Annotated in this window: 20 protein-coding genes and 2 pseudogenes; 13 read left to right on the forward strand and 9 right to left on the reverse strand. The window is 53.5% G+C overall.

Features of this window, described 5'->3' with window-relative positions:
* Positions 1–31 precede the first annotated feature (31 nt).
* Positions 32–2,308, forward strand: coding sequence for a GumC family protein (locus V0288_RS15165; protein ID WP_332865966.1), 2,277 nt, complete (start codon positions 32–34; stop codon positions 2,306–2,308).
* Positions 2,309–2,314: 6 nt separating this feature from the next.
* Positions 2,315–3,310 carry a tRNA lysidine(34) synthetase TilS gene (gene tilS / locus V0288_RS15170; RefSeq protein WP_332865967.1) on the forward strand — a complete coding sequence of 332 codons (996 nt, stop codon included), beginning with the start codon at positions 2,315–2,317 and terminating at the stop codon, positions 3,308–3,310.
* 54 nt (positions 3,311–3,364) lie between these two features.
* Here tilS and hmpF read toward each other — a convergent pair whose 3' ends face one another.
* Entirely contained in the window at positions 3,365–4,996 is a 1,632-nt protein-coding gene (gene hmpF / locus V0288_RS15175; RefSeq protein ID WP_332865968.1) for a pilus motility taxis protein HmpF, read from the reverse strand.
* Positions 4,997–5,035: 39 nt separating this feature from the next.
* Entirely contained in the window at positions 5,036–5,215 is a 180-nt protein-coding gene (locus tag V0288_RS15180; RefSeq protein ID WP_332865969.1) for a hypothetical protein, read from the reverse strand.
* Positions 5,216–5,609: 394 nt separating this feature from the next.
* Between V0288_RS15180 and V0288_RS15185 the strand changes: the two genes are divergently transcribed.
* The 4 genes from V0288_RS15185 to V0288_RS15200 all read left to right on the forward strand — a co-directional run bounded on the left by V0288_RS15185 (position 5,610) and on the right by V0288_RS15200 (position 10,678).
* Positions 5,610–6,794, forward strand: a complete 1,185-nt coding sequence (locus V0288_RS15185; protein WP_332865970.1) for a response regulator — start codon at positions 5,610–5,612, stop codon at positions 6,792–6,794.
* A 199-nt stretch (positions 6,795–6,993) separates the two neighbouring features.
* The gene (locus tag V0288_RS15190) at positions 6,994–7,359 is read left to right on the forward strand and encodes a response regulator transcription factor (protein ID WP_332865971.1); all 366 of its coding nucleotides are present in this window, start codon (positions 6,994–6,996) and stop codon (positions 7,357–7,359) included.
* A gap of 41 nt (positions 7,360–7,400) precedes the next feature.
* Positions 7,401–7,931: a chemotaxis protein CheW gene (locus V0288_RS15195; RefSeq protein WP_332865972.1), complete on the forward strand. Its 531-nt coding sequence runs from the start codon at positions 7,401–7,403 to the stop codon at positions 7,929–7,931.
* A gap of 119 nt (positions 7,932–8,050) precedes the next feature.
* A complete protein-coding gene (locus tag V0288_RS15200; protein WP_332865973.1) occupies positions 8,051–10,678 on the forward strand; it encodes a methyl-accepting chemotaxis protein in 2,628 nt (875 codons plus the stop codon).
* A gap of 244 nt (positions 10,679–10,922) precedes the next feature.
* Here the strand turns inward: V0288_RS15200 and V0288_RS15205 are convergent, their stop codons facing one another.
* The 4 genes and pseudogenes from V0288_RS15205 to V0288_RS15220 form a co-directional block, all read right to left on the reverse strand.
* Positions 10,923–11,654: a sucrose-phosphate phosphatase gene (locus V0288_RS15205; protein ID WP_332865974.1), complete on the reverse strand. Its 732-nt coding sequence runs from the start codon at positions 11,652–11,654 to the stop codon at positions 10,923–10,925.
* Positions 11,655–11,888: 234 nt separating this feature from the next.
* On the reverse strand, positions 11,889–14,309 hold the full coding sequence (locus tag V0288_RS15210) for a sucrose synthase (RefSeq protein WP_332865975.1): 2,421 nt from the start codon (positions 14,307–14,309) through the stop codon (positions 11,889–11,891).
* 286 nt (positions 14,310–14,595) lie between these two features.
* Entirely contained in the window at positions 14,596–15,063 is a 468-nt protein-coding gene (locus V0288_RS15215) for a DUF29 domain-containing protein (protein ID WP_332865976.1), read from the reverse strand.
* 133 nt (positions 15,064–15,196) lie between these two features.
* Positions 15,197–15,421, reverse strand: a pseudogene (locus tag V0288_RS15220) (ISKra4-like element ISMae18 family transposase); the annotation flags it as partial.
* Positions 15,422–15,585: 164 nt separating this feature from the next.
* Between V0288_RS15220 and V0288_RS15225 the strand changes: the two are divergent.
* From V0288_RS15225 to V0288_RS15230, 3 genes and pseudogenes are all read left to right on the forward strand, one after another.
* Positions 15,586–16,593 (forward strand): IS4 family transposase, encoded by a 1,008-nt coding sequence (locus V0288_RS15225; RefSeq protein WP_332865977.1) that lies wholly within the window; start codon positions 15,586–15,588, stop codon positions 16,591–16,593.
* A 66-nt stretch (positions 16,594–16,659) separates the two neighbouring features.
* Positions 16,660–16,761, forward strand: a pseudogene (locus V0288_RS25275) (Tse2 family ADP-ribosyltransferase toxin); the annotation flags it as partial.
* A 25-nt stretch (positions 16,762–16,786) separates the two neighbouring features.
* On the forward strand, positions 16,787–17,320 hold the full coding sequence (locus tag V0288_RS15230; protein WP_332865978.1) for a hypothetical protein: 534 nt from the start codon (positions 16,787–16,789) through the stop codon (positions 17,318–17,320).
* Between the two features lie 159 nt (positions 17,321–17,479).
* On the opposite strand, the gene V0288_RS15235 is transcribed toward V0288_RS15230, so the two are convergent.
* The 3 genes from V0288_RS15235 to V0288_RS15245 form a co-directional block, all read right to left on the reverse strand.
* On the reverse strand, positions 17,480–18,442 hold the full coding sequence (locus V0288_RS15235; protein ID WP_332865979.1) for a protochlorophyllide reductase: 963 nt from the start codon (positions 18,440–18,442) through the stop codon (positions 17,480–17,482).
* A 251-nt stretch (positions 18,443–18,693) separates the two neighbouring features.
* A complete protein-coding gene (gene dxs, locus V0288_RS15240; protein ID WP_332865980.1) occupies positions 18,694–20,604 on the reverse strand; it encodes a 1-deoxy-D-xylulose-5-phosphate synthase in 1,911 nt (636 codons plus the stop codon).
* A 288-nt stretch (positions 20,605–20,892) separates the two neighbouring features.
* A complete protein-coding gene (locus V0288_RS15245; protein WP_332865981.1) occupies positions 20,893–21,303 on the reverse strand; it encodes a hypothetical protein in 411 nt (136 codons plus the stop codon).
* A gap of 265 nt (positions 21,304–21,568) precedes the next feature.
* On the opposite strand from V0288_RS15245, the gene V0288_RS15250 reads away from it, so the two are divergent.
* From V0288_RS15250 to V0288_RS15265, 4 genes are all read left to right on the forward strand, one after another.
* The gene (locus V0288_RS15250) at positions 21,569–22,030 is read left to right on the forward strand and encodes a DUF2996 domain-containing protein (RefSeq protein WP_332865982.1); all 462 of its coding nucleotides are present in this window, start codon (positions 21,569–21,571) and stop codon (positions 22,028–22,030) included.
* An 83-nt stretch (positions 22,031–22,113) separates the two neighbouring features.
* Positions 22,114–22,491 (forward strand): DUF3110 domain-containing protein, encoded by a 378-nt coding sequence (locus V0288_RS15255; RefSeq protein ID WP_332865983.1) that lies wholly within the window; start codon positions 22,114–22,116, stop codon positions 22,489–22,491.
* 462 nt (positions 22,492–22,953) lie between these two features.
* Complete coding sequence (gene cobM / locus V0288_RS15260) at positions 22,954–23,742, forward strand: precorrin-4 C(11)-methyltransferase (protein WP_422661986.1); 789 nt, start codon at positions 22,954–22,956, stop codon at positions 23,740–23,742.
* A gap of 33 nt (positions 23,743–23,775) precedes the next feature.
* The gene (locus V0288_RS15265) at positions 23,776–25,221 is read left to right on the forward strand and encodes a glycoside hydrolase family 13 protein (protein ID WP_332865984.1); all 1,446 of its coding nucleotides are present in this window, start codon (positions 23,776–23,778) and stop codon (positions 25,219–25,221) included.
* Positions 25,222–25,369: the final 148 nt, after the last annotated feature.

Below are 25,369 nucleotides of genomic sequence, written 5' to 3' on the forward strand. Positions count from 1 at the left end.
AGATCCGAATCTGGGAATACAGTAAAAGGCTATGGCTCCACCGATCGTCAAACGATTTCTCATCTCGTTAGACCAGAATAAATTCTTGGGATTGTTTGTATTCTTGCTCTGTTTGGGCGGCTCGGTCGTTTTCGCCCTTCTCCCCGATCCCGAGAAACCTCCCTCGCTGTATCGGGCGGTGGGCCAGTTAGCCTATCGAATTCCCCCGCCGTCGTTTACCAATACGGGAACCCAGATCCAGGAGCGGGGACGGACGATCGATCGCGAACTCCTCCTCTCCCCGCGAGTTCTCTTGAACGTGGCCCAACGTCTTCAACTGAGCCAGGAGCAGATCCTGAAAATTCGCGATCGGGACTTGACCATCAAGCTTCCGGACGACCCGCCACCGGGGGGCCAGGCCACCAAACCCAAGCCGGATAAAAACGCGAGCGAATCCCAATCCCAAGAGATCATTCTCGAATTACAGGGCGACTCGAAAGAGAGAACGGAATTGATTCTCGAAGAGTTGATGAAAGAGATGGTCGATTACAGTCGTTGGCTGAACACCTCGCAATTACGGGCGAGAATCGAGGCTCTCGGCAATCGACTCAACGGGGTACAAAAAGATTTAACCGCCGCCGAAGAGAAATTCTATCGCTATGTCAGCCGGGAGGGTTCGGAGTTACTGGCGATTCAAGACGGGAGCCTGATCAGCGCGATCAGCACCAATCAACAGCAACAGAGAGAACTCCGCCTGCAACTCCAGGGAATTCAGGGGCAGATCGATAGCCTGACCAAGCAACTCGGCTTAACGCCCGAACAAGCCTATACCTCGTCGGCCCTGAGCGCCGACCCGATTATCGCCAACATCCGGGCCCGGATTCTGGAGACCGATCTCCAGCTCGATCGTCTCGAAAAAGATTTACGTCCCGAACACCCGACCATCGTTCGTCTCCGCAAAGAACAACAGGTCAACGAGAGTCTCCTCCAAAAACGAGCGGGGGAAGTGATCGGGCGCGACGGACTGTTAACCTCGCTTCCCAGTAGCCGTATTCGGCAGGATAGCAATCTCGATCCGACCCGACGTACCCTGGCCACCCAGTTAGTCACCCTACAAACCCAGCGTCAGGGATTGATCAAGCAGTTAGAGTCCCTGACGCAACAGGAACGACAACTGCGATCGCAGTACGAGCGCTTCCCCGATAAACAACTGCAACAGGCCCGCCTGGTTCAATCGGTCGAGTTTCAACGCAGTATTTACCAGAACATCTTGAACGCCCTGGTAGACGCTCAGGCCGCCGAGGCGGAGACGGTGGGTAGTTTAGCCGTGGCCCAACCCCCGGTCGCCCAGGCGCTCGAACAGGTGATCGCTCGCAAAAATCCGCTGTTGATTCTCTTGGCGGGTGCCGGATTGGGAACCCTGGCCGGATTGGGGACGATCTTCCTGATGGCAGTGATCGACGATCGGCTACATACCCCGCAAGAGTTACGCGAGTCCCTGATCGGTCGCGATATTCCCGTTCTCGCTCAATTACCGATTATTCGAGACGAGGAGGGAGACGAAACCGATCCGATCCTCGTCGATGACCGTATCCTCGCCCTGTATCTGGCCTACTACGAACGTTTCCGCAGTACCCTACGTCGTCTCGATCGGGAAACCTTGAAACCGGGCACCTCGAAAGGGGACACCTCGAAAGAGGTCAAAGTGGTCATCGTCACCAGTATTACGGCGGAGGAAGGAAAAAGCGTGACCGCGTATAATCTGGCGATCGCCTCGGCTCTCGCGGGACGGCGCACGCTGTTGGTGGAGGGAGATCTACGGAGTCCCTCCAAAGCGGAGGAGATCTCGGTGACTCCCGATCCCCTCTCGTTTCGCGAACCCCTTCTCTACTACGGCGCGAAAAGCAAGTCAATCCGTCTCGCGCCGGGGATCGAGAATCTTTCCATCCTCCCCAGTCCGGGCCCGCAAAAACAGGCCGCCGCGATTCTCGAATCGAGCGAGTTACGACTGCTGATCCGGGATTCGCGGGGACGTTTCGACATGGTAGTGATCGATACGCCCTCCCTATCTCGCTGTAACGACGCGATTCTCCTCGAGGAACAGGCGGACGGGATCATCTTCGTGACCCGGCCGGGACTGACCCGATCGAGTCTGCTGACGGAAGCGACCGACCAGTTAACCGAGGCGGGAGTCTGTGTTCTGGGGGCGGTGATCAATTACGTCGATATCGCGCCGACCCCGATCGGGGAGACCCCCGAACCTCCCCCGTTAATCGTCCCCCCGGCCGAGGAAACCAAGGAGGAGGAAGAGATCAAGGTCGAGGTGTGACGGAACGTGTCGAGTCATCCATCGCCGATTTGGACTCCCCTCCACGCTCGCTTACAGGAAACGTTACGAAAAAGAGCGTTGTTACCCCGCGGGGCGCGTTTACTGCTCGCGGTATCGGGAGGGCAAGATTCTCTCTGTTTAGGCCGATTACTGCTCGATTTACAACCGAAATGGCGATGGGAGATCGCGATCGGCCACTGCGATCATCGCTGGTCTCACGATGTCGGCCTAGCCGATCACGTCCGTCAACTGGCGGAGAGTTGGCGGCTCCCTTTCTTTCTGGAAAACGCGCCGCCGGGGCCGGAAACGGAGGCGAGGGCGCGGGAATGGCGATACGGGGCGTTAACCGCGATGGCGGTCGCGGGGGGATTCGACCGGATCGTTACCGGGCATACCCTCAGCGATCGGGCGGAAACCTTCCTCTACCATCTCGCGCGCGGGGCGGGAGCCGAGGGACTTTCTTCGCTGACCTGGCAACGTCCCCTGGGCGGCGATCGGCTTCTCGTCCGTCCCCTGTTGAATGTCTCGCGCGCCGAAACCGGGGAATTCTGTCGGGCGCGGGACTTACCGATCCGGTCCGATCGGGCGAACGAGAATCTCCGGTACGCCCGCAACCGCGTCCGCCGGGAATTAGTCCCCTATTTACGAAACCATTTGAACCGCCAGATCGAGAGACATCTGGCCCGAACCGCCGAAATTTTGGAAGGGGAAGATGAATATCTCGACACGATCGCTTCCGGACTTTTCGAGGAGAGTATCGATCGGGGGGATCGATCGCTCGATCGCTCGCGATTACGTTCGGTTCCCCTCGCCCTCCAACGTCGCGTGATCCGGAAATTCCTTCAAGATTACCTGCCCTCCTCGCCGGATTTCGACGATATCGAGGCGGTTACGAACTTGATCGACGCGCCGAACCTCGGGCAGACTTCCACGTTACGGGGCCGGCTCGTCGCCCGGGCCACCGGGGGCCGGATCGAGTTACTAGACCTCCGGCAAAAATAAAATTCTCGTCGGGAAAGTCCCGGAAACCGCTCGGTTCGCGGAATCGTCCCGCGATTAATTGGGAAGGAAGGGATGGAGATTGTGGCCGTTCTCTTCGACCGGCATGAACCAACGAGAAATTTCCGGTAGGTCGCGGAGGATTTCATCGAGACGATCTTGAATCGGTTGTAGTAGGGATTCGTAAAATTGCACCAGGGTGGTCAGGCGCGTGACCTCGCGCTCGATCGAGCGCGATTGCCGTTCCTGTTCTTCTAGTTCGCGGGTTTTCCGTTCCTGTTCCGACCACCCGCTCTCGATCATTTCCCGTAGGGGTTGAAGATTTTCTTGGAGCAGTTCGATCTCTCGTTCGAGACGCTGACGCTCCTCGATCGTGTTTTGACGGCGTTCGGTGAGCAGAACGAGTAGGGGTTCGATTTTCACCCGTCCGTCGCCCTCGGTGTCCCACTCTCCCCGAGCGCGCCGTAAGACCTTGAGGTGTTGCGCGAGAATGGCTTGACGCTCGCGAAGATTGCGTCTCTGACCGACGAGGGTTTCATCGAGCATCCGCTTGCGTTCCTGTTCCTCGGCGATTTCCGTTTCCAGGGCGGAACGCTCGGCGGGGGCGACCCGAGCGAGTTTCGCCTCTAATTCCTCGACCGCTTGACATTGTATGGTTAATTCTTCTTCTTGATCGTTGACGAAAGCCATCAGGCGATCGAGATCTTCCTTGAGTTTCTTGACAATTTCTTCCAGTTCGTGAATCGGAAGGTTTTCTAGGGCTTCGATATCGATTTTGGCCTCGCCTTCGGGTTCCTCGCCCCTCGCGAGACGGGTAGCCATCTCCCGCGCTTCCTCGATCGTTTGTAGGGTTAGATCGATCCGTCCGAGTAATTCCTGTTTCGCCGCGAGAATCGTTTCTTGAATTTTTAACTGCTCTCTCGCCGTCTCGATCGATTCGCGCGTCGAGCGAACCTCGATCGAGCGTTGTTCGAGCAGATTCGAGAGGCGATCGCTCTCTTCCTGACTACGCGCCAATTCCCGTCTCCGTTCTTCTAAAGAGTGCCAGTGGGTTTCCAGTAACTTCTGTTGTCGGCGAGCGGCTTCGAGAAGACGGGAGATCGAATCCTGCGGGTTAACGGGACTGTCGGTGAGGCGATCGATCAGGGACTCGACGAGGACGGCTTGAGCGGGAGAGAGATTTTGGGGTAATCCGAAGCGGGATTCCTGTTCCCGGGCCAGACGCTGTTGCTCTTCCAGTTGTTTTTTCAGGGTTTCGAGTTCTTTGCGCTGGCGTTCGAGATACTCGAACTCCGCTTCCATCTGTTCGATCTGTTCCAGGCGGGCTTCCATCTCCATTTTCTGACGGTTGAGGATCTCGCTCTGGTAGGTGAGAGACTGCTTCCACTGCTCGATTTTTTCTTGATCTTCCTTGCCCCGTTCCATGAGACGGGAAATTTTCTGCAATTGCCGCACGATTTCCGCCCCCGCGGGTTCGGGAGAACCTTGAATCTGACGGTTATTTCCCACGTTCACGAGAAGAAGCGTTCCCTCGCCTATCGCGGTCGTGTCATCACAGCTCAAGGTTTCGTCGTTCGGGATGGCACTCCAGGTCTGATCGTTATGTTGACAGGCCAGCAGTTTTAGTTCGGTCTTGAAGCCACCGATAAAACCCCTAGTCTGTTTTTTTACTTCCGCGAGATATAACACGATGGATCGTCCTCAATAACAGTACCGGAACCGAAGTTTTCAGGGTTTGGCGATCGTCGCCCCGATCGGCCCGATCGTGCTTTTAGTGTACCCGGATCGCCGGGAAAAATTGATAGGGTTATCGCTAGAAATGGCTTTCACCGTTCGAGAGTTCGCGGGAAATCTCGCCCGAACCCGATCGGACATCCCGATCGCGACGATGAAAATTGTTTCCAGCATAGCCGGAGAAGGGATATCTTGCCAAGATAGAAAAGATAAAAGATAGGGAAGTGAGAGGATGGGGAGAGGGAGGGGTGAGGGAGATAGGGAAGATGGGAGAGGTGAGGAAGTTTTTCGGAAAAGGGGAAAGGAGAAAGGAGAAAAAGTATTTTTTATCCCTTTACAGCGTTTCTCAAAAATCCTCGGTACATTACCCTTTTGCCTCTTGCCTCTTGGTAAAACCCGAAAACCCGTACCTCATCTCCCTGAAAAAGGCCGTACCTTATTCTCTTGGCTCCCGGCTCCCGGCTCCCTCACCTCCCTTATCGCCCGACGTTTCCCTGCCCGAACGGAACAGGGGGAAGGTTCGATTAGACTGAAAGAGAGCGACTAAGCGAGGAAAAACGCGCGAACCATGCAGGGAACTTTCCAAGATATCGATATCCGGGAACTTTTACAGCTGATCGAACTGGGTCAAAGAACGGGAGAACTGTATATCGAGGCCGACCCGAACCGAGCGGGGAGGGAAACTCTTTCGCGATCGTGGTTTCTCTTTTTCATCAACGGACGGATCGCTTACGCCGTCGAGCGATCGGACGGGCCTCTCGATCGCTTACGGGACTACCTGTACCCGGCCGGGATAGAAATTCGAGACGGGGGCCGGGGGCCGGAGGGGTCGAGCGATTCCCCGGAGCTAGAATACACGCGTTTATGGTGGTTAATCACGGAAAAAGAGCTTTCTCCGTTCCAAGCGCGCGCGATTCTGGAAGCGATGATCCGGGAAACCCTATTCGATCTCTTCGGGTTGCGGCGGGGAGCTTTCGTTTTCCGAGGCGGGCCGGCGATCGCTCCCGCGTTGCTCTCCTTACCCCTCTCGCCGCTCCTACCGGAAATCGCCCGTCAAACGCGACAGTGGCGAGCTTTCTCCCCCCTGATCCGGCAGGCCGAACAGTCTATCAGCATCTCCCGAGACAGCGAATTAAAAGCGGCCTTGCCCGAGAAAGCCTATCGGAACCTCGCGGGGTGGGCGCGTCAGAAAACGACCCTGCGGCAATTATCCCGGTATTTACGGCGAGATATGGCGACGATCGCCCGGAATCTCTATCCCTACGCCCAGAGAGGCTGGTTATCCCTGAGCGATTCCCCGGACGGAACGGTAGTCGGGGGCGACGGGGGGACGATCGGGACGGGGAGAGGGGAAGTGCCGCGTATCGTCACGATGGGGAAAACCCTGGGCGAAAAAATCGGTTCCCTGTTAGCGGGAGTTCGGTGTCGGCATACCGAGTTAAACGGTTCCCCGGAAGCCTGGAATTCCCTGGTGGCGATCGAACCCGCCGCGATCGTTTGCGAGATCGCGGCCGCGCCCCTCGACGGCTACGAACTCTGTCGCCTCCTGCGCGGTTCGAGACCGTTCCGCTCGACCCCGATTCTCCTGGTGGCCGGCATCGGCGAAGAGATCGATCGACGGCGGGCGAGGATGGTCGGGGCGACCGATTCCCTGAACGAACCTTTCGGGAAAGAAGAATTCCTCTCGTCGCTCGCCCGCCATCTCCCGCTCGATCGATCGAGCGGGGAGACGGAAAAATTCGCGCCCCGATAGTGGTTTTTATCGCGAGATTTGGGAACTCTAGTGATGACCCCCGCGAGGGTCAACCGAATTGTTGTCGAGAGGGAAATCACCCGTTATGAAATCAGACTGTCCGGGAGGGAACTATGCGATCGATGACCGCTCGTAGGATCGGCGCGAGCTATCGGGGATTATCGGCGATCGTCCCCGTCCATCACGTAGGTAGGGAGTTATGAGCGAAATTTTGCTGGTAGAAGATAGCCAAGTACAACGGGAAATTATTTGCGATCTGCTGAGAAATAACGGGATCAAGGTCACGATCGCTACCGACGGGATCGAGGCTCTCGAACACATTCAACGCTCGAATCCCGACCTGGTGGTTCTCGATATCGTCATGCCGCGCATGAACGGTTACGAGGTCTGTCGTCGCTTGAAATCCGACCCGAAAACGAAAAACGTTCCCGTGATCATGTGTTCTTCCAAGGGAGAGGTGTTCGATCGCTATTGGGGCATGAAGATCGGGGCGGATGCCTACATTGTCAAGCCTTTCGACGCGGTGGAACTGATCGGGACGATCAAGCAACTGCTGAGAAGATAACCCCCGGCGCGTCCGGTACCCTTTTTGGTTGAAGGACTGGAATGATGAACAATCCCGACCTATTGGCCGGAAACGGTCAGAACCTCGCCACCGATCCGGGGGAATTACAAACCCCCGTCGGGGAACTTCACCTGCGCTTCTATCTGCCGAGTCAGGACGAGTTCGCCCTACCCGCCTTCAGTATTCGCGAGGTCATGCAACAACCCCCCGATCGGATCACCCCGATTCCCAACGCGTCCCCTTTACTGCTCGGCACGATCAATTTACGGGGGCAGGTGATCTGGGTCGCCGATCTCGGTCAATTTCTCGGGGATAGCGGGCGCCTGAACACCGAGCGGGCGGAAATTCCCGTGATCGCCATCGAGGAGCAGGAAACCATTCTCGGTCTGGCCATCGATCGGCTCGGCAATATGGAATGGCTCGATCTCGATCGACTGGAGACCGCGAGCCGGATTCCCGACCATATCGCTCCTTACGTCCAGGGAGAGTGGGTTCTCGAACAAGAATCGCGGACTCACCTGAGACTGCTCGATCACGTCGCTATCTTACGCTCCGCCCGATGGGCGGCCTGAAAAGCGAGAGATCGCCCGTCAACTATCCGGGAACTGTCCCGCGCGCCTTTTCTGACTCGTCACGCTCGATTCGCCCGTTCCGAACTTTTAACTGTGAACTTCTACTAGGAGGTAGGCAAATGCCGTCAGGGACAGAATACGCGAAACTTTACGGACAGGCCAACGCGGCCTATTGTCAGGGTGATTTAGAAGAGGCCGCTACGATTCTCCGAGAGATGATCGCCAAGTATCCCGACGATCCGAACGTGATTCTCTTACAGGGTCATATCCATCTGAGACTCCAACAATACCCTCTCGCCCGCGACTGCTACGAGGTCGTTCTCCGCGTGGCGAACACTCCCGAGAACACCGACCTCCTCGACTACGCCAGGCGGGGGATCGATCAGATCCGGCAAGCGCAGGAAGATCGGGAGTTCGCGCTCGCCGCCACCGAGGGAATCGCCTACAGCGAGGGCGCTTCCACCCCCGGCGCGTACTCGGACGAGCCGGAATTCGACGATCGATGGGCCGAGGAAGACGGCGAGGAGGCCGACTGGTCGAACGACGGCCTCGAATGGGATAGCGTCCTCTTTAGCGGCGACGATGTAGACGAACCCACGGTCGGTCAGGTAGCTCCCGGCCGTACCCCCCTCAAACCCTCGCCGGCCAATCGGGAGCGCGCCCAAGAAACCGCACTGCACTGGTCGGACAACGAACCGGACGAGGAATCGCCGTTTCCGTTTCTCGACGAAGAAGATCTCCCGGACGAGGACGAATTTACCGGATCGTTCGCCGATACCGGGGAATCTACCTTCGTCGTCTCTTCCGATCTCCGGGGAAATCCTCTCGGCGGCTACGGGAACGGCGATCCGGGCGATCGGAGCGGGTTCTCCCGGGGCGATCGGAGCGGGGATAGCACGTTCGTGAACGGGTCGGAATCGCTGTTGAAGACGAGGGGAAGCCAGTCGCGAGAGAACCTAGAGGACGAGGAGGGATTCGGCTTTAACGACGAGGATCTCGAAGGATTGTCCGATTTTGCCGATGTCGTTAGCTCTCTCAGCGATTCCGCTCTCTTCGCCCGCTCCGGCGATCTGCTCGGCGAGGGTCTTTCCGGCGATCTCGATGTATCCTTCACCGGGATGTCCGCCCCGACCTCCCTACCGTCGGACATTCGCGAGAGGAAAGATCCCGTTCTGGCCGGCGCGTCCGAGCGCCTGCTCAAACCTACTGTCGAGGTAGATCCGGGAAAACTCGCGTTTCTGGTCAACGCTCCCTTAAAACGAAAATCGTTACTCCTGGCCGCGCTCGCCGGGATCGTGCCGGTCGTCACGATTTTCACCGTTAGCTCGATCGCCTGGATCGCGTCCCCTCACCCCCCTCGCGAGAACGCTCCCGCGAAAGTGACCGGTAAAACTCCCAAAAAACCGGCCCCGAAAACTCCGGCCGCCAAATCCCCGACACCGGCGACCATCTCTCCTTTCAGCCAACCGATCCTGATGATGATGTTTCTCGCGGGCGGGGGAACTTTCGCCCTGACCTGGTTGGCCGGACAGTTGGCGATCGGCCAGATGAAAAAAACCCTGACCGATTTACAAACGCAGTTCGACAGTATCGCCGACGGCAACTTTAACGTGAAGGCGACGATCTACTCGGAAGACGAACTCGGCCAATTAGCCAGCCGTTTTAACCAGATGACGCGGGTGATCTCCAAGACCACCAGCGAGGCCCAACGCCGGGCCGCCGATACCGAACGGGCCCAGGAGGATTTACAGCGCCAGGTGATCCGGCTTCTCGATGACGTGGAGGGAGCTTCCCGCGGCGATCTAACGGTCGAGGCCGAGGTGAGCGCGGACATTCTCGGCGCGGTGGCCGACGCGTTTAACCTGACGATTACCAAGCTCCGGGAGATCGTGCGGCAGGTGAAAAAAGCCGCCAAACAGGTCAATCAGAGTTCGACCGATAGTGAGGCTTTCGCCCGGAACCAATCCCGCGACGCGTTGAGAATGGCGGAAGAGTTGGCGGTCACGTTGAACTCGGTGCAGATGATGACCGAATCGATCCAACGGGTAGCCGAAAACGCCCGCGAGGCCGAGGAGGTCGCCCGTACCTCGTCGATTACCGCGCTCAAGGGCGGGGAATCGGTCGAACGAACGGTGGCGGGGATTTTACAGATCCGCGATACGGTGTCGGAAACGGCGAGAAAAGTGAAACGGTTAGCGGAAGCCTCGCAGGAAATCTCGAAAATCGTCGCCCTGATCTCGCAGATCGCCTCTCGAACCAATTTGCTCGCGCTGAACGCTTCGATTCAAGCGGCCAGAGCGGGAGAGGCGGGACGGGGTTTCGCTATCGTCGCCGACGAGGTGCGTCAGTTGGCCGATCGCTCGGCGAAATCGCTCAAGGAGATCGAGCAGATCGTTTTACAGATCCAATCGGAGACGGGATCGGTGATGACGGCGATGGAGGAGGGTATCCAGCAGGTGATCGACGTGACCGAGCGCTCGGAACACGCGAAAAAATCCCTGGAGGATATCATTCAAGTTTCCAACCGGATCGATACCCTGGTGCGATCGATCACCGCGGATACCGTGAAACAACGGGAAAACTCGAAAAACGTGGCCGGGGTCATGCAATCGGTGGAGTTAACCGCGCAGGAAACCTCCCAGGAGTCCCAACGCGTGGCGGGATCGCTTCAGAAACTGGTGGCTATCTCTCGCGACCTGCTCGCTTCTGTAGAACGATTCCGGGTGGACGTGGACGAAACGAGATAGGAAATCCGAGACGGTAGCCAGAAAGTTTTCAGCGGTCGCGCGTCGTTCTCGCTCCATCGTTGTTCCCCGCGCGATCGAAACCCCGGAACCGCTCCTCGCGCCCCGCTCTCGGAATCTCGTACCCGTTCTGTCCATCCCGTCCGCCGGAGACGATCCGAGTGGAACCGCGATGAACTTCGATCGAACGCTACAACGATCGATTCTTCCTTCCTCGATCGATTCTCCCTTCCTCCATCGGGACCTCTCAAATCCACCGGAAATATCGCAGGGCTTCCAAAATTCCCGCCGCGTATTTCGATCGGGCGAGATAATGTCCGTCACTACCCCTCTCGTCGTACCACCGCGATAATTCCGGCCTCGCGTTCGCGACGATCGCCCCCTTACTACCGATTTCAAATAAACCGATATCGTTACCCGAATCCCCGCACACGAGGGATCGATCGAGCGGAACCCGTAAACGTTCCCGGACATATTCGGTCGCGTTGCCTTTACCGCTCGAAACCGGCAGGATATCCACGTCCCGGCCGCTACTGAAAATCACCCGCGCGGGAATTTCCGAGCGCGTTAACGCGTCCTGTAAGCGTTCGATCGATTCCGGTTCCGCTGACGGGGAGAAAAAATAACTCACTTTCCAAGTATTCTGTTCTTCCTCCGGCTGGGGAGTGAGAAAGGAAAATTCGCCCGCGATATCCTCGACTTTTCGCCGATTCCAATCCCGCGATAAAATTTCCGCCCAATCCTCGTCCCGTCGCTCTCGCCGGTAAATTTCACTGCCCACGGAAACGATCCAGTAATCCGGTTCTAATAAATTTTCCCTCGTCTGTAATCCCCGCGCGGAACCGTAGGATCGACCGGTGGCGTAGACTAAATAAAAATCCTCCCTTCGATCGAGGATACATCGATTGAACTCGCGCGTGGCGGCTTCATCGCCGACTAAAGTGTGATCGAGATCGGTAACGATTAAATATTGACTCATTCAAGTAACCTTTTTTCAGCGTTCAGTTGTTGATAGAAATCTAGCAATTTCTGGCGGATATAATTTTAATTGCCTCAACAAAATCCATTGCACATTTTGATAACCCTATTGCCTATCTTAACCAGGAAATTCATGTCGAGCGACCGCTTAAGACCCTCCCAGTTGTTGGGTTTCGCATCATTCAATCCAACCTACGAGACAAGATTTTTCGGTCGATCCCGACTCTTTTTTAGTCTATCGCCGCGCGTGTTCTTCTAATAACTGTCCCGCTCTGGGTTTAAAAAGGAGATAGAAAATCATTTCCACGTAGCGCAATAATTCCTCGCGGTTTTCCTTGGAAGCGTGATTCCAAAAGCCGTAAATTCGGGCGAGGGAAAGGAGGCGACCGGTGTGAATTTTCCAAGTATAGTTACTGTACACCCGATCGATCGCGGCCCGCGATATTTTCTCCCAGTATCCCGGATCTCGATCGCAGAGATTGAGAAAATCGAGGATAATCTCGGCCATCTCGTCCGGTTGGGTGGGATTAATTAGAAAACCGTTTTTCCGATCCCGGATAATCTCTAGCGGCCCCCCGAAACGGGTGGCGAAAGTGGGTAAACCGGTGATCATCGCTTCGAGGATCGTTAACCCGAAAGCCTCGAATAACGCGGGTTGAACGAAAATTCCCTTACGATCGGCGATTACCCGGTAGATCTCGCCGCTATCGGCTTTCGGGAGCATGATTCCTAACCAGCGCACCTTATTATACAGGTCGTATTGATCGATAATACGGTACAGTTTCTCGATCTCGGCGGCCTCTTCGCGATCGGTACTGTCCTCCACTCTCAATTTTCCCGCGATCAGGATTAAATTACAGCGTTCCTGCAATAACGGGTTCTTGCCGAAACATTCCGCCAATCCCGTCAGGTTTTTAATGCGATCGAGCCGGGCCATCGAGAAAATCGGCCGTTTCTCGGGGTCTTCCAGTTTACCGAACACCCGATCGCTATCCTCCAGGGTAAACAAAAGCTCTTCCAAGCGTTCCCTTTCCCCTAACAAGCGATTTTCCGAGTTCGTGTGCGGGAAATAGTAACTTTCATTCACTCCCGGCGGAACGACGTTAAATTTCGGGCTAAATAGCTCGATCCCGTTGACGACGTGATAGAGATCCGGCATGGTAAAACACTGGTAGGATTCGTACTGTCCCACGCTATCGGTCGTGCCGACGATCTCCTGATAACTACTGCTGATGACGAAATTCGCCGCGTTCATCACGATTAGATCGGCGGTAAATTGCAGGGAAAAATGATATTGGCTCTCCAACTCCTGCCAATAAAGATTACTAAAAAGATATTTCGATTTTTCGAGCGCGTGGGCGATAATACACTGGGTTACTTTCAATTTCCGCGCCAGAAGGAAAGCCACTAAATTCCCGTCGGAATAGTTGCCGACGATCAGATCCGGTCTTCCCCGCAATCGCGCGAGTAATTCTTTCTCGGCATCGATGGCGAAGGTTTCCAGATACGGCCAGATCTCGAAGCGCGAGATCCAATTCCGGGTAACGTTGGGGTTGAAGTCCCGGAAAGGAACGCGTAGGATGTGGACATTTTCCGTCCCGTAAACTTTTTCCAGACGTTCGTTACAGCGTGTCCCGTCGCTGTTGGGGATTAACCGGGTGAGGATGATAATTTGGGGTTCGATGTTTAATCCGGCTAATCCGGCGTTGATAATGTCTTCTTTGAGTTGTTTCTCCAGATTTCTCGCCTGATCTAGCACGTACACCACCTGACCCCCGGTATCCGGCCGGCCTAACACCCCCTCCTGACCGAACCACCCGTGAGGGGTGACGAGGACGATCCGGAAGATCATCGGGATACGGGAGAGAAATTCTTCGAGAGCGAGATGATCGGGTGAATCTATGAGTCGATCGAGTAATTCTAGCGTTTCTTTGACCCTTTCGGCGGTATTTCCCCACCCCGGCTCGAATCCCATCTCTTGAAATTTAAAGCGGAATTCCTGGTAGGGCGTTTCGGGATCGTAGGTTTCCAGGAGGGTGATGGCGTTTTTGACCCGATCGAAAAGTTGACGCTGGTTGTTGACGCGATCGTTAATGAGAAGTTGCACCCCGTTATAGTGATGCAATCTCAAAAAATCGAAGGCGAGTTCGAGTAATCTGCCGTCCGATCGAAACAGTTGACTCGATAGATAGCGATTGAGAAATTGTACCCCCGAACCGATATTTTTCGGGTCGCGGATCACGGGGGAGTAATCGTAGAAGGGATGGAAATCGATTTCTAGGAGATCGCCGGATTCGGGGTGATAATGGTTCACGAACCGATCGCGGAGATCGAGTAAATCCTGCACCGACATCATCTCGTAGGAGAGATCGTCGGTTAAGAGAATCGCTTGCTGTTGCCCGATTTTCGGACGCACGACCCAGCAATAGGTCTCGCTATCGAGAATGATTTCCTGGGTGTAGTAGGTGAGTTTTTGGAGTAGGGAAGATTGACAGAAGCGTTCGGATTTGGCCCGATCGATACAGTATTGAATAAAGGTATTCAGGATATCGTTATGCAGTAAATATCTCTGCTCTTGTTGGCGTAGCTGGTGCAAAAACTGCTGTAAATCGCTTTTTTCGGGGCTGGTGAGTATCGCCTCGATTAGCTCGATCATACTGGTCTCTCTAACTCTTCTTTCCTTATCCTAGATCTCCCTGTAGCGCCTTTTTTTAAAAACATCTCCAAGAGTGAACTTAACGGGAAACCAGATCTATCTAAAGATAGAGAAAACCCGATCGCCTTCTCCCGATCGAGCGGGTTCGATCGATCTCTTTTCTCACCTATCATGAATTATTATTCTTGTCAATATTTTTTTGTCACACGATTCGGGTTACGGTTCCGTTAAAAGTCACGAGTTTGGCGATCGGGGGATCTCGCGATTCGATCGTCTCCCGACGATTTTACACGCCGAAAAAATCCTCGTCGAGAATTCGATCGATCGAGAAGGGACAGATGGACGGATACTCGCTTTCCGCGGGAACCCGAACGCCGAATCTCGCCAGTTTTCCCTCTTTAATCGCCAGTTTCCGCACGTCCGGATAGGCTATCTCGATCGCTTCCGATAAAAAACTTTTTAGCGAGGGAGTATTGTTTACATTATCGAGAACTCTTTGTCGGTGTTCTAATATCGAACTATACCAGCTTCCCGTCATCGTTTCCGGTGCGTCCCGCTGAACTCTTACCTTGAGTAGATGACACAATAAAATTCTCAAGTTACTCGTCAATCCGTTTTTTTCGGACTTTCCCGAATCCACCAACTCCTCGATCAGATGCTCGATATCTAGCGACTCGAAATCCCGTTGCTGTAACTGTTCGATCGTTCGATCGATCCATAATTGTAAATCTCGATCGTACAAAGTATCGGCCATAATCTAAATCCTCTTTCGTGTACCGATTTCTTTGGTTCTAGCGGGGAGACGGGTGAGGGGAAAGCCCGATCCGGATACCTTTCCCCTTTTCCCATCGCGGGGAGCATCCCATTTTTGCGCTAAGTATAAAAACTTAGCGGATCTCTCCGTTGAGATAGGCGCAACGTAAATTTAAATACCGGGGTATGTTATCCGCTTTCCACTGAGCCCCGACGATTTTCATCCGGTTGCCGATTTGTTTAATCGCCGACTCGACACTTCCCGAACCGATACAAATTCCTAATTCTTGATACAAGCTATAATCGGGAATCCTCGAACGATGTTTTGGCACGTAAGCTCGAAAATTGCGCGCCTCCTTACCTGACCATCGCGAAATTTCTCCTAGACCCTCATCTATCTGTCCTTGCCATAAATAATTCTCGACTCTTTTAATCAGAAGTGTTGAACGATAGAAACAAAGCGATAAAAAAAAGCCTCTAAGATGATATAATAGAGGCTATATTTCAATTAAATACTGATTTAATGCTATCGAACCTACCCTCGCTTGTCAAGAAAGTTCTCGGTCGTCTACCCGATGACGATTATCCGAAATTAACCACGAGACTATTCGCATCAATTTGGTTAAATTACGTTCTCGACCCCGGTATCGAGAGCATGAGAGGACTATTTCAACAACTGAACTTACAGGGAATCGAGATCGACATTAGTACGTTTAGTAAAGCCAGTAATCATCGAGACCCGAAAATTCTAGAGAGAATTTTTGAAGAATTAAATCGAGAATTAAAGCGAAATAATCCCAATAAAAATCTCGGCTTTTTCCCGGTCGATTCAACGATAGTTACTCTAACCAGCAAGCTTTTATGGACACTAGGAATCCATCAATTAAAATTGTTCGCCGGGCTAGATTCACTGACCTCGGAAGTGGGTGGAGTCCATCTTCATTTCGGAAACGGTCACGATAGTAAATACGGGGAAGAAACTTTAGACGCAACTCCCGTGAACCGAGTCCTGATGATGGATAGAGGATTTTGTAAGCTAGAGAGAATCGAGCAATTACTCGGGGAGGAAGAACGATACTTTCTCATGAGATTGAATTTAAATACGACCTTAGAAAGTCGAGAGAATGGCATTTATCAAATCGGTAAACAAGGAGAACTTCTCGCAAGAGTGATTGTTTTTCGAGACGAAAAAGGAAAAGAATATCGTTTGGTTACGAATTTGCCAAGTTCGGGAGAAAGCGGTTTTACCGACGAAGAAGTTAAAGAACTTTATCGACAGAGGTGGCAAATAGAACTTCTTTGGAAGTTTTTAAAAATGCACTTAAAGCTAGACCGAATTATCACGAAAAATACCAACGGTATCACGCTTCAAGTTTACGCAAGTTTAATCGCTTATCTTTTTCTCCAATTGTTAGAAGTAGCGAGTTTTGTCGGACAGAAAATTCTCGACAAACTTCGGTGTCTTTTGAGTTTTATGAAATCGGAAAAAAGTTTCGTGCATTGGTTTGACAAACTAGCGTTTTCAAACTAAATTCGGGATAGATAGAGTTGCTATATTCTCTAGTATTAAGTTTTGTTAAGTGATTCAACACTTCTGAGTTCAACCCACGTTAGCATCATGCCAAGAGTTACAATGGCTCTAGAAAAGTACGAGACAGCATTGGCAAAAACTCAAAAATATTGGGAAAGGGTTGATTAGTGGGATACACACGAAATAGGAGGCGATGAAAATGGTATGGATATTTAGTTTGTCGGCAGAATGTGGTTCTGACGAGGGCAACGCCCATCAATTTGCCGAACATTTTGAGGGAGTATCATGGGTACTGTCAAATAGTCAACCGTACCGGTGCCGCGCGGACAGATTTCAAGACCTAGAAGAAAACTGGTGGTGTCGGATTTCGCCCGATAATCTTAGTGAAGTGGGTATAGACAGCCCTGAAAGCGCTTACTTAATGACAGAGTTAGGTATCTTACTTTATCAGTCTCTACGATTTGCTCCCCCATTCCGTTACGCGCTAGTTGGTGTTGAAGTCGATGAATTCAGGACTTACAGCGAGCTTATCGAAGAATCCTCCAACCTGTCTATTCCCGGACTGGTTTTAGCCAAATCACTCGAACGAGAGTTAGGAATATTGCCATTATTTCGACCCTTTAGCCCTAGTTATGTCTGGCAACCCTACGCGGGAGAAGTCTACAATCCCCTCATGACATCCCCGAACCTGAAAAGCAAGCTCGATGAACTATTAGCTGTAAGTTGATCTCGAAAGCGAAGATGAACTAACAATTACAACGTTATCCGGAAAATTTCGATCGACCTTGAGCGATCGAACGAGAACAAGAATTTACGCGCCGAATATCCCCCCGAAAAAGTCGGGGATCTCGTCTGAAAATCCCCGACCTCTCCAAACGATCTCAACTTACGCCAATCCGACTAATTTCTCGCTGAGATCCCACATTTTCTCGGCTCTCGCGTCGTCGCGCGCTTGGGGGGAAACCCGTTGCGCGAAAGATTTCCCGTCTTTCTTCTGACGGTTGCCCCAACTCCAGTAAACCCCCGATTGACGGTATTCCGGATCGGCCACGACCATCGCCACCCGTTCCCCGGCTAACTCTTGAGAAACATAGCCCCCAGTGATATTTTTCTGGAACAGGGGGAAGAGTTTTTGGAACAGGGGGTAATGGTTGCGGAAGAGGGGAGTATCGGCCACGCAACCGGGATAGAGAGAGGTGAACGTGATGCCAGTCGAGTCGTGATAGCGTCGGTGCAGTTCGCGCATCGTCAGCACGTTGCAGACTTTACTATCCTTATAAGCTTTCACCGACTCGAATTTCTTGCCGTCGGCCATAGAAATCGGCTCTTTAAACCCTTGCTCGAACCCTTCCAGATTTCCCAAATCCGGACGCGGGGGAATTTTTCCACCCAACTCGTCCGGGTTATGGGTGACGGTTCCCAGGATCACCAGACGACGGTCTTCCGCGGGGGAATTTTTCAGATCTTCTAGGAGGAGATTCGACAGCAGAAAATGGCCGAGATGGTTGGTCGCCATGCTCAACTCGTACCCTTCCGGACTTCTCAAGGGTTCTTTGAGTAGGGGCATATAAATCGCGGCATTGCACACTAGCGCGTTTAGGGGTCTACCCATCGCCCGGAAATTTTTCACGAAACGCCGCACCAATTCTAGGGAACCGAGATCGAGATATTCAATAATCGTGCTGTCCCGAGGAAGATTTAATTCCCGCGAGACCTGTTCCATTTTCGGAATATCGCGACAGGCTAGAACCACGTACCAACCCCGATCGCACAGGGCCTTGGCCGCGTATAAACCGACACCGGAAGTCGTACCGGTAATGATGACCGTAGGCTTTTGTTCTTGTACCATTTTCTTATAATTTCGGGAATCGATCGGGATACGATCTCTCGGGAAAATGTGGTCTTGATTTTCTCCCTGTAAAGAGACCCGATTATAAATTCTATCGGTTGGATCGATCGACCTCGCGAAAGCCTTTACATAACTTCAAATATACCGAAGTGCGGACTGCCGGCAACGTTTCACGATTCACAAAAATCTATCGCGCCCATTGAAAAAGTCGGGGAGATGTCCCCCCGACTCGGTGTTTCTAAAATCCCGGATTAAATTACCGCGCTAGGTTGTTTCTGGCTGAAAAACGCGCCTAGAACCTGTTCGGCGATCTGCGGACTCGTTAAACCGAGATCGGCGAAGGATTCTTCCGGTTTCGCGTGATCCACCAGTTTATCGGGAACCCCGAAGCGCTTGACGGGAACGAGAATATTCTCGTCGGCGAGCGCTTCTACTACCGCGGAACCGAAACCACCCATCAGACAGCCTTCCTCTAGCGTCACCACCTTACCGATCCGTCGGGCGAGGGGGAAGATAAGTTCTGTATCGAGGGGCTTGACAAAACGGGCGTTTACCACTGTAGCCTCGATTCCGTGTTCGCTGAGAATTCCCGCGACCTGCATGGCGGTATTGACCATCGTGCCGTAACCGAGCAGGAGAACATCGTCACCGTTGCGAAGGATCTCGCCTTTGCCGATGGGGATCTCTTCCCATCCCTCTTCCATGAGGGGAACCCCTAACCCGTTACCGCGGGGATAACGCATGGCGATCGGGCCGGTGGTATGATTGACCCCGGTGACGAGCATCCGCTGTAATTCTGCCTCGTCCTTGGGAGCCATGATCGTCAGGTTGGGAATACAGCGTAGGTACGCGATATCGTACATCCCCTGATGGGTGGGGCCGTCCGCGCCGACGATTCCCGCGCGATCCATGCAGAAGAAAACGGGGAGATTTTGAATACAGACATCGTGAACCACCTGATCGAAGGCGCGTTGTAGGAAGGTGGAGTAAATCGTCACCACCGGACGCATTCCCTCGCAAGCGAGACCCGCGGCCAGTGTTACCGCGTGTTGTTCGGCGATACCGACATCGATATATTGTTTCGGTAGTTTCGCTTGAAATTTATCTAACCCGGTTCCCGTGGCCATCGCGGCGGTGATGCCGATGATCCTGGGGTCATTTTCCGCCAGTTTCGTGAGAGTTTGACCGAAAACCGTGGAATAGGCGGGGGGTTTGGGCTTATTAGACGGGATGGGTTTCCCGGTGGCGAGGTTAAAAGGATTCTGCGCGTGGTAGCCGACCTGATCTTTCTCCGCGTGTTCGTAGCCTTTGCCTTTGACGGTGGCGACGTGGACGAAGACGGGACCGTGAACTTTGTGCGCTTGTTTGAAGGTGGTAATTAATTCTTGCAGGTTGTGACCGTCGATCGGGCCGAAATATTTAAAACCCAATTCCTCGATCACCGCGCCGACTTTGGGAACCGCGAGACGTTTCATCCCCTCTTTGAGTCGTTCCATTTCCGGGGTGAGGGAGTCACCGAAGAAAGGTAGGTGTTTGAATTGTTCTTCGAGGTTGTCGGTGATAAATTGGACGGGATCGCTGAGACGGACTTTATTGAGATAGCGGGAGATCGCGCCGACGTTGGGGGAGATGGACATCTCGTTATCGTTGAGAACGACCATCACGTTAGTGTTCGGTAGGTGTCCCGCGTGGTTGATCGCTTCTAGGGCCATCCCTCCCGTCAGAGCGCCGTCACCGATAATCGCCACGACTTTAAAATCCTCGCCTTTCGCGTCGCGCGCGAGGGCCATGCCTAACGCGGCGGAAATGCTGGTGGAAGCGTGGCCCGCGCCGAAGTGGTCGAATTTACTCTCGCACCGTTTGAGATAACCGGCGACCCCATCTTTCTGGCGCAGGGTGTGGAAATTTTGATAGCGTCCGGTGAGAAGTTTGTGCGGATATGCCTGGTGTCCCACGTCCCAGATCACTTTATCCCGATCGAGGTCGAGAGTTTGATAGAGGGCGACGGTGAGTTCGACCACTCCCAATCCGGGGCCGAGATGTCCCCCGCTCGCGGCGATCGTTTGTAAATGTTTTTCTCGAATCTGACGGGCGATTTCTTCTAATTGACGGAGTGATAAACCATGTAACTGGTTGGGATGGGTGATTTCACTTAGATGCATATCGGCTCTTTCTCTAAAATAATTTATCCCTTACCTCACTGTATAGGATCTTAACCCCGTCGCGGAAAATGATGGGGGCGATCGGAAACAGGGGGATGGGAGATGGGGGGATGAGGGAGGTGAGGGAGATGGGGAGTGGGGAGAGCGTTATCCTGTCGATCTGGATCGGAAAAACCTAGAAACTTTGTTTCCCACAAAAAAGGGCGAGAAAACGCTACTCCCTACCCTCCTGCCTCCTGCCCCCTGACTCCCGAACCACACGACAATTTTTGAATTCCGGGCAGATGTCTACGGATTCAACAGCGAATTCCGAACGATCCAAGTAACCACGCCACTGACCAGGGCGGTAAAGGCGATAATAACGACCTGTCGCCAAATTTTAAATTCTCCGACTTTTTCCGCGAGGTCGGGAATTTTATCGATCGGCTTGATTCTCTCGTTCAGCCCGCTAATTTTCGCGTCTAGGGCTTTCATATCCCCTTTGATATCCGATTGCCCTAGCTCTAAAGTCTTCTGTCCGGTTTCTAGGTTGGTTAATCGGGTTTCGATCGCCTTCTGTCCGGTTTCTAGGTTGGTTAATCGGTTCTCGATCGCTTTCTGTCCGGTTTCTAGGTTGGTTAATCGGTTCTCGATCGCTTTCTGTCCGTTGACGATCAGGTCTTCTAAGCGTTTCAAATCGCTCTCGGTAACGGCTGTCATAGGATAAATCCTTCAGTAGAGATCGAATTTTCCACTTCCCCCACCTCTGCCCGTCACGCGGGGAATCCACTTTTATTATAGGAAGGCGATCGCTTTTCTACCCGCGATCGCCCGAATTCGATCGCGCGCGAAAGATAGGGAAAGAGAATTCCCCCTCGTTCGATCGGGATGTCCCGTCAAGACAGGAGGCTCGCCCGCGGGGATCGAAATAGGATAGGATAGGGGACAAAATCGTTTTTTACCTCTATATTGTCGATCGAGTAATATGGCAGAAGAAACCACCGCTCCCGAAACCCCGACCGCGGAAGCCGCCAAGCCCGCGAAAGCCCCTGCCGCCAAAAAACCGAAAGAACCGACGATCGAAGACAAACCGTTCGGGGAATTTATCGAACAGCATTTCCTTCCCGCGTTACAGGACGCGTTAACCAAGCTCGGTATTACCGATCTGGCGCTCGCGTTTCAAAAAGGGAAAATTCCCCTCGTCGGCGCGACGGGTGAGGATTGCTGGCAGGTGGCGGGCAGTTGGCTCGACAAAAAACGCCAGTTCACCATTTATTTTCTCGAAGAGAGCATCAACGGGCCGAAAGCTTTTTCCTACGGCGAGAACGATAAACCGCCCAGCACGATCGAATCGTTCATGATCGACGAGCGGAAGGTGAGTCTGGATCTCCTGCTGTTCTATACCCTACAACGGCTCAACGGCCAGAAGTGGCTGACGAGAAACTGAACGGAACCGTGACGAGCGATCGCTTGTCGGCGGTACAATGACTATAAACGACCACCGAACATCGATCGCCGATCCAGTGACCTATGCGAGTGTTTGTACTACTTTATAACGCGGGAACCGATAGCGAGGGTATCCACACGATTCAGATGGGACACATCAATAAAGTATTGATGTTTGAATCCGAGGACGACGCGACCCGGTACGCTCTGTTGTTGGAGGCGCAAGATTTTCCCGCCCCTGCTGTCGAGCGCATCGATTCGGAGGAAGTAGAAGAATTCTGTCGGAGCGCGGGGTACGAGGTGGAGCTAATCAAGGAGGGAATGCTGGCGATCCCCCCGGAGAGCAACGTCGAGGAACTCGACTGGCAAAAAGAAGAGGTTCCCCCTGCCGAGGAAGATCCCTCGGAGATCCCCGAGGCGGAATTAGACAGCATCCGGCGCCGTTTGGAGGGATTGCTGTAAAAGCTCGATTTCCGCGATCGATCGGGAATTTTCCCGCCGTATCGGGAATTTTAGCGATCGGCTTCCGTCCCGTTTTCCCGTACTATCACGGATCTTTTGTGATCTCGGTTATCGATCCCCCGCGATCTCTCTCTCCGGTAGACGTTGATAAGTATCATCCCGAAACTCGATCGAGATTACACCGAAAGATCCCTCGATCGGAAATGATAGAGACAAAGCGGATGTTTTAAGCTATATAGGCGTGTAAAGCTCTTTCAGGCTTCTTGATTTCAGCCCAGTTACACGCCTTTTTTACTTTTCAACAACTGAATCGGCCCTTCGGTATGGTGGGGAGTGGGGACACGGGGAACTTTTTCGAGACAATGAAGAAGGGGAAAAGCTTCTCGTGGGTTACGCCGCGCTAACCCCCCCCACGGCTAACTCCCCCACTTCACGCTACTTTTATCGATCTCCCCATTATTTATGATGACGAATCACGCCCCCGCTCTGAAACCCTCGGTATACTTTATCGGCGCGGGGCCGGGCGATCCCGAACTACTGACGGTCAAAGCCTATCGTATCCTCCAGAAAGCGGACGCGATCTTTTTCGCGAACTCCCTCGTTCCCCGACAGATCTTACAGGACACGCGCCCCGACGCGGAATTGATCCCCACCGGTAGCACCACCCTAGAGGATATCCTACCGATGATGATCGATCGAGTGCGAAACGGTCTTTCCGTCGTCCGTCTCCAATCCGGCGATCTCACCCTCTACAGCGCCATCCAAGAGCAAATGCAGGCACTGGTAGAAGCCGATATCCCCTTCGAGTTAGTCCCCGGTATCAGCGCCTTCCAAGCGGCCGCCGCCAAATTGGCCACGGAATTAACCATCCCCGAACTCGTGCAGACGATCATTCTCACCCGTATCGGTGGGCAAGCGTCCTCTATGCCCGAAGCCGAGGAATTATCCTCGCTCGCGGCGCATAAAGCCAGTTTATGCCTCTATCTCGCCGCCCGGCATATCGAATCGGCACAGGAGAAACTATTACAACACTACGCGGCCGATACTCCCGTCGCCGTCTGCTTTCGTGTCGGTTGGCCGGACGAGCGGATCTGGATCGTGCCGTTAGAGAGAATCGCCGAGTTAACCCGTCAGGAAAATCTCGTTAGAACCACTCTTTATCTCATTAGTCCCGCGTTAAATAATCTTTCCCCGGCAAGATCGCGACTTTATCACCCCGGACACTCTCACCTGTTCCGTCAGAATCGATAGGATGGAGGCGAGCTATCTTTTCGATAACCGACTATGGATATTAAAACGCCGGACTGGGTGAAAAACGCCGTTTTTTACCAGATATTCCCCGATCGATTCGCCCGAACCCACTTCCCGAAACTCGGTTTACTACAACCGCACGATCTTCAAGAATGGCACTCCGAACCGACGCTGTTCGGGTATAAGGGGGGCGATCTCTGGGGGGCGATCGAGAAGTTAGACTATCTTCAGGATCTGGGAATTAACGCGATTTACTTCACCCCCATCTTTCAATCGGCCGCCAACCACCGCTATCACACCCACGATTACTATCAGGTCGATCCCATGTTGGGGGGAAATGAAGCCTTCGACGCGTTTCTGGAAAAGGCCCACGCGCGCGACATCCGGGTGATTCTCGACGGGGTGTTCAACCATGCCAGTCGCGGGTTCTTTTTCTTTCACGATATCCTGGAAAACGGCAAGGCTTCCGCGTGGCTCGATTGGTTCCGGATCGAGGATTGGCCGCTGTCTCCCTACGACGATAGCCAGCCCGCGAATTACGCGAGTTGGTTCGGAATTCGCGCCCTGCCCCAGTTTAACCACGATAACCCGCAAGTTCGCGAATATTTGATGCGGGTGGGCGAGTATTGGATAGAAAAAGGGATCGACGGTTGGCGCTTGGATGTCCCCTTCGAGATTAAAACCCCCGGTTTCTGGCAAGAATTCCGCAGTCGGATAAAAAACATCAATCCGGAGGCGTATATTGTCGGGGAAGTTTGGCACGACGCGCGGCAATGGCTGGACGGTTTGCAGTTCGACGGGGTGATGAATTACCTGTTCACCGAGGCGACGATCGCCCTGGTGGCCGGCGATCGGGTGAAAATGAATTACGTGGACAAAGCCGCTTATAAACCCTATCCCGCGCTCACGGCGGAGCGATACGGGGAGAAAATCACGGAAATTCTGGCTCTCTATCCGTGGGAAATTCAATTAACTCAATATAATCTTCTCGATAGTCACGATACCGCCCGTTTGCTCACGATCGCCAGTGGGGATAAAGCGACCGTGGAGTTAGCCACCCTCCTGATGTTCACTTTCCCCGGCACCCCGAGCATCTATTACGGGGACGAGGTGGGGTTAGAAGGGGGGATCGATCCCGATTGCCGGCGCGCTTTCCCGGAGGAAAAAGACTGGGATCGGGAGGTTTTGGACTATCACAAGGAATTAATCTATCTCCGCCATCAATACCCGGCACTGCGGACGGGAAATTATCAGATTCTCTACGCGGACGAGATGGTGTACGTTTTCGCGAGAGTTTTGGAGCGTCACGAGATGATCGTCGCGGTTAACGTCGGGGAATCGTCGTCGCGAGTTTCGTTCTCGATCGACGGTTTACACTCGACCCCGCACCATATCCTCTACGGGAAAGGTCATGTTTCCTGGCATTCCGGACGGATCGAACTGAGTTTACCGGCTCGATCGGGCTGTATTATCGGGTAATCCAGGAGGCAGGAGGCAGGAGGCAGGAGGCAGGAGGCAGGAGGCAGGAGTCAGGAGTCAGGAGGCAGGAGTCAGGAGGCAGGAGTCAGGAGTCAGGAGTCAGGAGGCAGGAGTCAGGAGGCAGGAGTCAGGAGGCAGGAGTCAGGAG

The organism is Pannus brasiliensis CCIBt3594 (assembly GCF_036688125.1).
GTDB lineage: Bacteria > Cyanobacteriota > Cyanobacteriia > Cyanobacteriales > Microcystaceae > Pannus > Pannus brasiliensis.

Excerpts from the sequence above, each read along its gene's own strand:
- V0288_RS15215 (WP_332865976.1), bottom strand. The coding sequence starts at position 15,063 with ATGGCCGATACTTTGTACGATCGAGATTTACAATTATGGATCGATCGA.
- V0288_RS15185 (WP_332865970.1), top strand. The coding sequence starts at position 5,610 with ATGCAGGGAACTTTCCAAGATATCGATATCCGGGAACTTTTACAGCTG.
- V0288_RS15250 (WP_332865982.1), top strand. The coding sequence starts at position 21,569 with ATGGCAGAAGAAACCACCGCTCCCGAAACCCCGACCGCGGAAGCCGCC.
- V0288_RS15200 (WP_332865973.1), top strand. The coding sequence starts at position 8,051 with ATGCCGTCAGGGACAGAATACGCGAAACTTTACGGACAGGCCAACGCG.
- V0288_RS15190 (WP_332865971.1), top strand. The coding sequence starts at position 6,994 with ATGAGCGAAATTTTGCTGGTAGAAGATAGCCAAGTACAACGGGAAATT.
- dxs (WP_332865980.1), bottom strand. The coding sequence starts at position 20,604 with ATGCATCTAAGTGAAATCACCCATCCCAACCAGTTACATGGTTTATCA.
- V0288_RS15165 (WP_332865966.1), top strand. The coding sequence starts at position 32 with ATGGCTCCACCGATCGTCAAACGATTTCTCATCTCGTTAGACCAGAAT.
- V0288_RS15225 (WP_332865977.1), top strand. The coding sequence starts at position 15,586 with ATGCTATCGAACCTACCCTCGCTTGTCAAGAAAGTTCTCGGTCGTCTA.
- V0288_RS15245 (WP_332865981.1), bottom strand. The coding sequence starts at position 21,303 with ATGACAGCCGTTACCGAGAGCGATTTGAAACGCTTAGAAGACCTGATC.
- V0288_RS15265 (WP_332865984.1), top strand. The coding sequence starts at position 23,776 with ATGGATATTAAAACGCCGGACTGGGTGAAAAACGCCGTTTTTTACCAG.
- V0288_RS15180 (WP_332865969.1), bottom strand. The coding sequence starts at position 5,215 with ATGCTGGAAACAATTTTCATCGTCGCGATCGGGATGTCCGATCGGGTT.
- V0288_RS15235 (WP_332865979.1), bottom strand. The coding sequence starts at position 18,442 with ATGGTACAAGAACAAAAGCCTACGGTCATCATTACCGGTACGACTTCC.
- V0288_RS15210 (WP_332865975.1), bottom strand. The coding sequence starts at position 14,309 with ATGATCGAGCTAATCGAGGCGATACTCACCAGCCCCGAAAAAAGCGAT.
- cobM (WP_422661986.1), top strand. The coding sequence starts at position 22,954 with ATGATGACGAATCACGCCCCCGCTCTGAAACCCTCGGTATACTTTATC.
- V0288_RS15230 (WP_332865978.1), top strand. The coding sequence starts at position 16,787 with ATGAAAATGGTATGGATATTTAGTTTGTCGGCAGAATGTGGTTCTGAC.
- V0288_RS15205 (WP_332865974.1), bottom strand. The coding sequence starts at position 11,654 with ATGAGTCAATATTTAATCGTTACCGATCTCGATCACACTTTAGTCGGC.
- V0288_RS15255 (WP_332865983.1), top strand. The coding sequence starts at position 22,114 with ATGCGAGTGTTTGTACTACTTTATAACGCGGGAACCGATAGCGAGGGT.
- V0288_RS15195 (WP_332865972.1), top strand. The coding sequence starts at position 7,401 with ATGATGAACAATCCCGACCTATTGGCCGGAAACGGTCAGAACCTCGCC.